Below are 7349 nucleotides of genomic sequence, written 5' to 3'. Positions count from 1 at the left end.
CGTGCCGTAGCCGACGAGTACGTTGCCCGAGCCGCCCGTCTCCTCCCCGGCGAACTCCGCCGCTGCCCGCGCCTCGACCACCGCGCCGTCGACCGCACCGTCCGCCGAACCGGCACCCGCACCGCGGATCCTGTCCTCGATCCGGTCCCGGTAGCCACCGCCGGTCCCGCCACCGGCCCCGCCCGCGGCCGCACTCTCCACCGCGACCGTGACCAGCACCGACCCCACCGGCACCTCCGTGCCCGGGTCGCCGTGGCGGGCGGTGACCACGCCGCCGTACGGGCACGGCACCTCGACCATCGCCTTGGCCGTCTCCACCTCCACCACCGGCTGGTCGACGGCGATGACGTCGCCGACATCCACCAGCCAGGTGACGATCTCCGCCTCTGTCAGGCCCTCCCCCAGGTCGGGCAGCGCGAACTCGCGGACCTCCGGCATCAGCCGCCCTCCGTCCACTCGGCCTCCCACTGCAGCCGCGACACCGCGTCCAGCACGCGGTCCACGCCCGGCAGGTGGTGCTTCTCCAGCATCGGCGGCGGGTACGGGATGTCGAGGCCGGCGACGCGCAGCACGGGCGCCTCCAGGTAGTGGAAGCACCGCTCGCCGATGCGGGCGGCGATCTCGCCGCCGGGGCCGGCGAAGCCGGGCGACTCGTGGACGACGACGGCGCGGCCCGTGCGCCGCACGGACGCGACCACCGTCTCCTCGTCGAACGGGACCAGGGAGCGCAGGTCGACGACCTCCAGGTCCCAGCCCTCCTCCCGGGCGGCCTCGGCGGCCTCCAGGCAGACGGGGACCGAGGGCCCGTACGTCACGAGGGTGGCCGTCGTGCCCGGGCGGCGCACCACCGCGCGCCCGATGCCCGGCACCTCCTCGGGCCGCTCGGGGTCCCAGCCGGCCTTCGACCAGTACAGCCGCTTGGGCTCCATGAAGACCACGGGGTCGTCGGAGGCGATGGCCGCGCGCAGCAGCCCGTAGGCGTCGGCGACCGTGCCGGGCGTGAGCACGTGCAGCCCGGGGGTGGCCATGTAGTACGCCTCGGAGGAGTCGCCGTGGTGCTCGACGCCGCCGATGCCGCCGCCGTACGGCACGCGGATGGTCAGCGGCATCGGGGTGGCCCCCCGGGTCCGGTTGCGCATCCGGGAGACGTGGCTGACGAGCTGCTCGAACGCGGGATAGCCGAAGGCGTCGAACTGCATCTCGACCACCGGCCGCAGCCCGTACATCGCCATCCCCACGGCCGCGCCGAGGATGCCGGCCTCGGCCAGCGGGGTGTCCGTGCACCGGTCCTCGCCGAACTCCTCGGCCAGGCCCTGGGTGATGCGGAAGACGCCGCCGAGCTGCCCCACGTCCTCGCCCAGGACGTGGACGGCGGGGTCGGCGGCCATGGCGTCGCGCATGGCGCGCGTGAGGGCCTGCGCCATGGTGGCGGGCTTGCGCCCGGCCGCGGTGGCGGCGACGGCGGTCGTCGTCATCGCTGCTCCTCCCCCTCGTCTCCCTCGTCCTCCAGCTCCGCCGCCAGTTCGGCGCGCAGCATGCTCTCCTGCTCGCGGAGCTGCTGCGTCGGCTCGACGTAGACGTGGGCGAAGAGGTCCATCGGGTCCAGCTCGGCGTCGGCGTGCAGCCGCTCGCGCATGTCCGCGGCCAGCTCCTCCGCCGCCGCGCGGGCCGCGGCCGCGTCCGCCTCGCCGAGCAGCCCGCGGCCGGTCAGCTCGGCCTCCAGCAGCGCGATGGGGTCGTGCGCGCGCCAGGGCTCGACCTCGCTGTCCGTGCGGTACCGCGTGGCGTCGTCGGCGTTGGTGTGGGCGTCCATGCGGTACGTGACGGCCTCGACCAGCGTCGGGCCGCCGCCGCCCCGGGCCCGCTCGACGGCCTCGGTGAGGACCTCGTACGCCGCCACGGCGTCGTTGCCGTCGATGAGGCGGCCCGGCATCCCGTACCCCACGGCCTTGTGGGCGAGGGAGGGGGCGGCGGTCTGCTTGGCGAGGGGGACGGAGATCGCAAAGCCGTTGTTCTGCACGAGGAAGACCACGGGCGCGCGCCAGACGGCGGCGAAGTTCAGCGCCTCGTGGAAGTCGCCCTCGCTCGTGCCGCCGTCGCCGACCATGGCCAGGGCGACGACGTCGTCGCCCTTGAGCCGGGCGGCGCGGGCGAGGCCGACGGCGTGCGGGAGCTGGGTGGCGAGCGGGGTGCACAGGGGGGCGATGCGGTGCTCCGCCGGGTCGTACCCCGTGTGCCAGTCGCCGCGGAGCAGCGTGAGGGCCTGCACGGGGTCGAGGCCGCGGGCGACGGCGGCGAGCGTGTCCCGGTAGCTGGGGAAGAGCCAGTCCTGCGGGCGCAGGGCGCGGGCCGCGGCGACCTGGCAGGCTTCCTGGCCGGTCGTGGACGGGTAGACGGCGAGGCGGCCCTGCTTGGTCAGGGTCGTCGCCTGTTCGTTGTACCTCCGCCCGGCGACCAGCGCGCCGTACAGCTCGCGGAGCAGTCCGGCGTCGGACTTCTCCGCGGCGGAGGTGCCGAGCACGCGGTACGGCTCGGGGTCGGGCAGCAGGGGTGCCGCATCGGTACGCGGCTTCCAGGCCGGCGGGGGCGCCGGGTGGTAGGCGCGGCCGGGCTGCTCAAGAACCGTCATGACGTCCACCTCCTTGTGGGCGTGGCTGAGACCTCGTGCACTCCCTACCGATTGTTCGGTTGACGGCACATTTTGGCTACAGGGAACCCCAGCCTGTGGACAAACGGTTCTGCACAGCTTCCAATACCAGCAGGTCGTCCAGGCACGGGAGGCGGTAGGGCATGGCGGAAGAACAGTTGGCCGACGACGCCCCCGACCTGCCCGCCCCCGCCCCCGCGGTGCCCGCGCCGCGCCCGCCGGCCCGCCGGCTGGACGGCGTCGACCGCGAGATCATCCGCATCCTGCGCGCCGACGGCCGCGCCTCCGTGCGCTCCGTCGCCGAGCAGGTCCACGTCTCCCGCGCCAACGCCTACGCCCGGATCAACCGCCTCATCGACGACGGCGTGATCCGCGGCTTCGCCGCCCGCATCGACCAGGAGCGGGCGGGGCAGGGGACGTCCGCGTACATCACCTTGAAGATCGTCCAGAACACCTGGCGCACGGCCCGCCGCCAGCTCGAACAACTGCCGGGCGCGGCGCACATCGCGCTGGTGGGCGGGGACTTCGACGTGCTGCTGCTGGTGCACACGGAGGACAACCGGGCGCTGCGCGACCTCGTGCTGACCCGGATCCAGGCGATCCCGGAGGTGCTGTCGACGCGCACGCTGCTGGTCTTCGAGGAGACGGACGTGCAGAACGACCTGCTGAGCTGAGTACGCACCCGGGCGGGCGCCCGCCGCGTACGCGCCCGGGCCGCCCGCCGCCAGGTCCGTCAGGTCCGTCAGATCCGTCAGGTCCGCAGGCCGGCGAAGGCCAGCGCCACCACGGCCGCCGTGACCTCGGCGTCGTCGTGGGCGTTGCCCGCGCGCGGGCGGTACCACTCCGCGATCGAGTTGATCATGCCGAAGAGCAGCCGCGTGGCCAGCCGGACGTCCACGTCCGCGCGCAGGTCGCCGTCCGCCACCGCCTCCTTCAGCAGCGCCGCCACCCGGGCGTCGAAATCGCGCCGGCGCTCCATGGCCCAGCGCTCCGTCTCGGTGTTGCCGCGCACGCGCAGCAGCAGCGTCACGTACGGCAGCTCCGCCATCAGCACCGCGGTCGTCCCGCGGGCGACGGCCTCCAGCCGCTCCACGGCCCGGCCGGTGCGCGCGGCGGGCTCGTCGAGGACGCCGAAGAGGCCGTCGAGGGCCCGGCTGACCGCGCGGTGCAGCAGTTCTTCCTTGCCGCGCACGTGGTGGTATATCGAGGACTTGGAGATGCCGGCTGCGCGGGAGAGGTGCTCCATCGAGGTGCCGTCGTACCCGCGCTCCAGGAAGACCTCGACGGCCACGGCGAGCAGCGTCTCGGGGGTGTACGTGTCCCGTTTCGCGCCGCTCTGTGCGCCTGTCCGCCTGCTCTCGGCCACTTATCCACAGCCTCTCTTGCCCCGACCGATCATTCGGTTACTCTAGCCGCGAAGCCCGTTTTCCGCCCAGCTCGACGAGGAGTTGGTTCCGTATGCCCGCCGCCCTGACGCCCGATGCGCTCACCGGGAAGCACCGCCCCACTCTCGACCAGGCGCTGGACGCGATCCGCACGCGCGCCTTCTGGTCGCCGCACCCCGAGCACCCGAAGGCGTACGGCGAGAGCGCTCCCGCGGACGGCAAGGCGGCCTTCGAGGCGCTGCGCGGCACCCGCGTGGACCTTGGCCAGCCCGGCACCGACGGCTGGGCCGGGGGCGAGGTCTCGCCGTACGGGGTGGAGCTGGGCATCACGTATCCGCACGCCGACCCGGACGTGCTGCTGCCCGTGATGCGGGCGGCGACGGGGGCGTGGCGGCAGGCCGGGCCCGAGCTGCGGGCCCTGGTGTGCCTGGAGATCCTGGCCCGGATCAGCGCCCGCACCCACGAGTTCGCGCACGCCGTGATGCACACGTCGGGCCAGGCGTTCATGATGGCGTTCCAGGCCGGCGGGCCGCACGCGCAGGACCGCGGCCTGGAGGCCGTCGCGTACGCGTTCGCGGAGCAGAGCCGTACGCCGCTGGTCGCCGAGTGGTCCAAGCCGCAGGGCAAGCGGGATCCTTTGCACCTGCGCAAGACGTTCACGGCCGTGCCGCGCGGCATCGCCCTGCTCGTCGGGTGCAACACGTTCCCGACCTGGAACGGCTATCCGGGCCTCTTCGCCTCGCTCGCGACGGGGAACGCGGTGCTGGTCAAGCCGCACCCGCGGGCCGTGCTGCCGCTGGCGCTCACGGTGCGGGTGGCCCGCGAGGTGCTGGCGGAGGCCGGCTTCGACGCGAACCTGGTGTGCCTGACCGCCGAGCGGGACGGCGAGGGCGCGGCCAAGGCGCTGGCGCTGCGCCCCGAGATCCGGATCGTGGACTACACCGGCTCCTCCGCCTTCGGCGAGTGGCTTGAGGACAACGCCCGCCAGGCGCAGGTCTACACGGAGAAGGCCGGGGTCAACACGGTCGTGGTCGACTCCACCGACGACTACCGCGGCATGCTCGCCAACCTCGCCTTCTCCCTCTCGCTCTACAGCGGCCAGATGTGCACCACCCCGCAGAACCTGCTGATCCCCCGGGACGGCATCGACACCGACCAGGGCCGCAAGTCGTACGACGAGGTGGTCGACGGCCTCGCCGCCGCGGTCGGCAAGCTCCTCGGCGACGACGAGCGGGCAGTGGCGCTGCTCGGCGCGATCGTCAACACCGGAGTGCGGGAGCGGCTGGAGGCGGCCCCGGGGCTCGGCGAAGTCGCCCTGGCCACGCGGGCGGTCGTCCATCCGGAGTTCCCCGGCGCCACGGTGCGTACGCCGGTGATCGTCAAGCTCGACGGCGCGAAGCCCGAGGCCGAGGCGGCGTACCTGGCGGAGTGCTTCGGGCCGGTGTCGTTCGCGGTCGCGGTGGACTCGACCGGGGACGCGGTGGCGCTGCTGCGGCGCACGATCCGCGAGAAGGGCGCCATGACCGTCGGGGCGTACACGACGTCGACGGAGGTGGAGCGGCTGGTCGAGGAGGCGTGCATGGAAGAGCCCGCGCAGCTGTCCTTCAACCTCACCGGCGGGGTGTACGTGAACCAGACCGCGGCCTTCTCCGACTTCCACGGCTCCGGCGGCAACCCGTCGGCGAACGCGGCGCTGACGGACGGCGCGTTCGTGTCCAACCGCTTCCGCATGGTGGAGGTCAGGCGCCCCGCGTAGCGCCGGCCGCACCCGGGCCGGTGCCCCTAGGGCCTGGGCGGCGGGCCGGAGACCGCCGGGTCGACGTAGGCGGGGCCGGGCAGGCCCATGCGCCGCATCGCGATGCCGGTCAGCGCCTCGAAGATCGCCCGGCGCGCGTTCATCGTCGTGGTGTAGCCGGGATCGAGGTGCGGGGCGACCTCGACGACGTCCATGCCCGCGACCGGCGTCTCGTGGCAGATCCGGCGGATGGCCGGCAGCAGTTCGCGGTTGGTCAGGCCGGGCGGCTCGGGCGTGCCGGTGCCGGGCGCGAAGGCGGGGTCCAGCACGTCGATGTCCAGGGAGAGGAACAGGTACTCCGGCCCGTCCAGGGCCTCTTCGATGGCGTCGTCCAGGACCGCGTCGAAGCCCCGCCGGTCGATCTCGGCCATGAAGTGCGTGCGCAGCCCGTGCTCGCGCATCCAGTCGAACAGCTCGGCGTCGGGGGCGAGCGCGCTGCGCAGCCCGATCTGGACGAAGTTGCGCCCGGGGACGTGTTCGTCCTCGATGAGGCGGCGGACCGGCGTCCCGTGGGAGGTGGGGTGCCCCACCAGGTCGTACGAGCAGTCCGGGTGGGCGTCGAAGTGGACGACCCCGACCTTGCCGGCCCCGTGGACGTCCGCCAGGGCCGCGGCGTCCGGCCAGAGGATGGAGTGGTCGCCGCCGAGCACGATGGGGATGGCGCCGGTCCCGGCGATCTCCCGCACCAGGGTGCGGATCGGCCCCATCGAGGCGTCGATGCTGAACGGGTCGACCGCGGCGTCGCCGTAGTCGACCACCGTCAGCTCCTCGAACGGCTTGATCCGCGTGCTGGGGTTGATCAGCATCTGCGGGGTGTGGGGCAGGATCCGCTCGTCGGCGCGGATGGCGCGCGGCCCGTACGCCGCCCCCCGGTGGCCGGTGGACATGTCCACCGGTGCTCCCACGACCGCCACGTCGACGCGGCCGGCGCGCAGGTCGTCCGGGTTGAGGCAGAGCGGCAGGCCGAAGAGCGTGGCGATCCCGGCGTAGGCCGGTACGAGCGCGTGCCGCTGGAGGTTGATCGGCCCGGGCTCGCGCGCCGGGCCGGAGGTACGGTCGACTTCCCACGTCCAGGCGTCCGGCGGTACATCGGCCACGTCGGGCTCCTCTCGGCGGCACCCGGACCGGCGCCGGGTGGAGCGGGCACCGCGCTGGCGCCTTCAGCCGTCACTCAATCCGACCGGCCGCGAGGACGGCGGGTGTGCCGCGCGGCGGGCGGCGGCAGTCAGCCGTTCGGACGGGCGCCGAGGGACCAGTGGTAGAGGGCCATGGCCACGCTGGTGGCGAGGTTGTAGCTGGAGACCTGGGGGCGCATCGGCAGTGAGACGAGCCGGTCGGCGCGCGCCCGCAGGGCCGGGGAGATGCCGTGCCGCTCGGAGCCGAAGGCGAGGAGCGCGTCGTCCGGCAGCCGCAGGGTGCGCAGGTCGTCGCCGGCGGGGTCGAGGGCGTAGAGCGGGCCGGGGGCGGCGTCGGGGAGGTCGGCGAGGGGGAGGCGGGTGACGGCGGTGGCGTAGTTGAGGAG

Annotated in this window: 8 protein-coding genes; 2 read left to right on the top strand and 6 right to left on the bottom strand. The window is 74.0% G+C overall.

Annotated features, from left to right (window positions below):
- The 3 genes from H5J30_RS12115 to pdhA all read right to left on the bottom strand — a co-directional run.
- On the bottom strand, positions 1–438 hold a 438-nt coding region (locus H5J30_RS12115), incomplete at its 3' end, for a biotin/lipoyl-containing protein (protein WP_309505508.1).
- On the bottom strand, positions 438–1475 hold the full coding sequence (locus H5J30_RS12110) for an alpha-ketoacid dehydrogenase subunit beta (protein WP_181787441.1): 1038 nt from the start codon (positions 1473–1475) through the stop codon (positions 438–440). The genes H5J30_RS12115 and H5J30_RS12110, both read right to left, overlap by 1 nt.
- Positions 1472–2629, bottom strand: a complete 1158-nt coding sequence (pdhA, locus tag H5J30_RS12105; protein WP_181787440.1) for a pyruvate dehydrogenase (acetyl-transferring) E1 component subunit alpha — start codon at positions 2627–2629, stop codon at positions 1472–1474. The genes H5J30_RS12110 and pdhA overlap by 4 nt, the downstream gene beginning before the upstream one ends.
- Before the next feature lie 161 nt (positions 2630–2790).
- On the opposite strand from pdhA, the gene H5J30_RS12100 reads away from it, so the two are divergent.
- On the top strand, positions 2791–3321 hold the full coding sequence (locus tag H5J30_RS12100; protein ID WP_181787439.1) for an Lrp/AsnC family transcriptional regulator: 531 nt from the start codon (positions 2791–2793) through the stop codon (positions 3319–3321).
- Between the two features lie 77 nt (positions 3322–3398).
- Here H5J30_RS12100 and H5J30_RS12095 read toward each other — a convergent pair whose 3' ends face one another.
- The gene (locus H5J30_RS12095; RefSeq protein WP_181787438.1) at positions 3399–4013 is read right to left on the bottom strand and encodes a TetR/AcrR family transcriptional regulator; all 615 of its coding nucleotides are present in this window, start codon (positions 4011–4013) and stop codon (positions 3399–3401) included.
- A gap of 92 nt (positions 4014–4105) precedes the next feature.
- On the opposite strand from H5J30_RS12095, the gene paaN reads away from it, so the two are divergent.
- Positions 4106–5788 carry a phenylacetic acid degradation protein PaaN gene (gene paaN / locus H5J30_RS12090; RefSeq protein WP_181787437.1) on the top strand — a complete coding sequence of 561 codons (1683 nt, stop codon included), beginning with the start codon at positions 4106–4108 and terminating at the stop codon, positions 5786–5788.
- A 26-nt stretch (positions 5789–5814) separates the two neighbouring features.
- On the opposite strand, the gene H5J30_RS12085 is transcribed toward paaN, so the two are convergent.
- Positions 5815–6924, bottom strand: coding sequence for an agmatinase family protein (locus tag H5J30_RS12085; RefSeq protein WP_181787436.1), 1110 nt, complete (start codon positions 6922–6924; stop codon positions 5815–5817).
- Positions 6925–7052: 128 nt separating this feature from the next.
- On the bottom strand, positions 7053–7349 hold a 297-nt coding region (locus H5J30_RS12080; RefSeq protein WP_220188818.1), incomplete at its 5' end, for a TrmH family RNA methyltransferase.

Origin of the sequence: Streptomyces phytophilus, assembly GCF_013870535.1 — a bacterium.
Taxonomy (GTDB): domain Bacteria; phylum Actinomycetota; class Actinomycetes; order Streptomycetales; family Streptomycetaceae; genus Streptomyces; species Streptomyces phytophilus.
The sequence above is the reverse complement of the archived record's forward strand: the minus strand, read 5'-3'. Positions and strand labels throughout refer to the sequence as shown.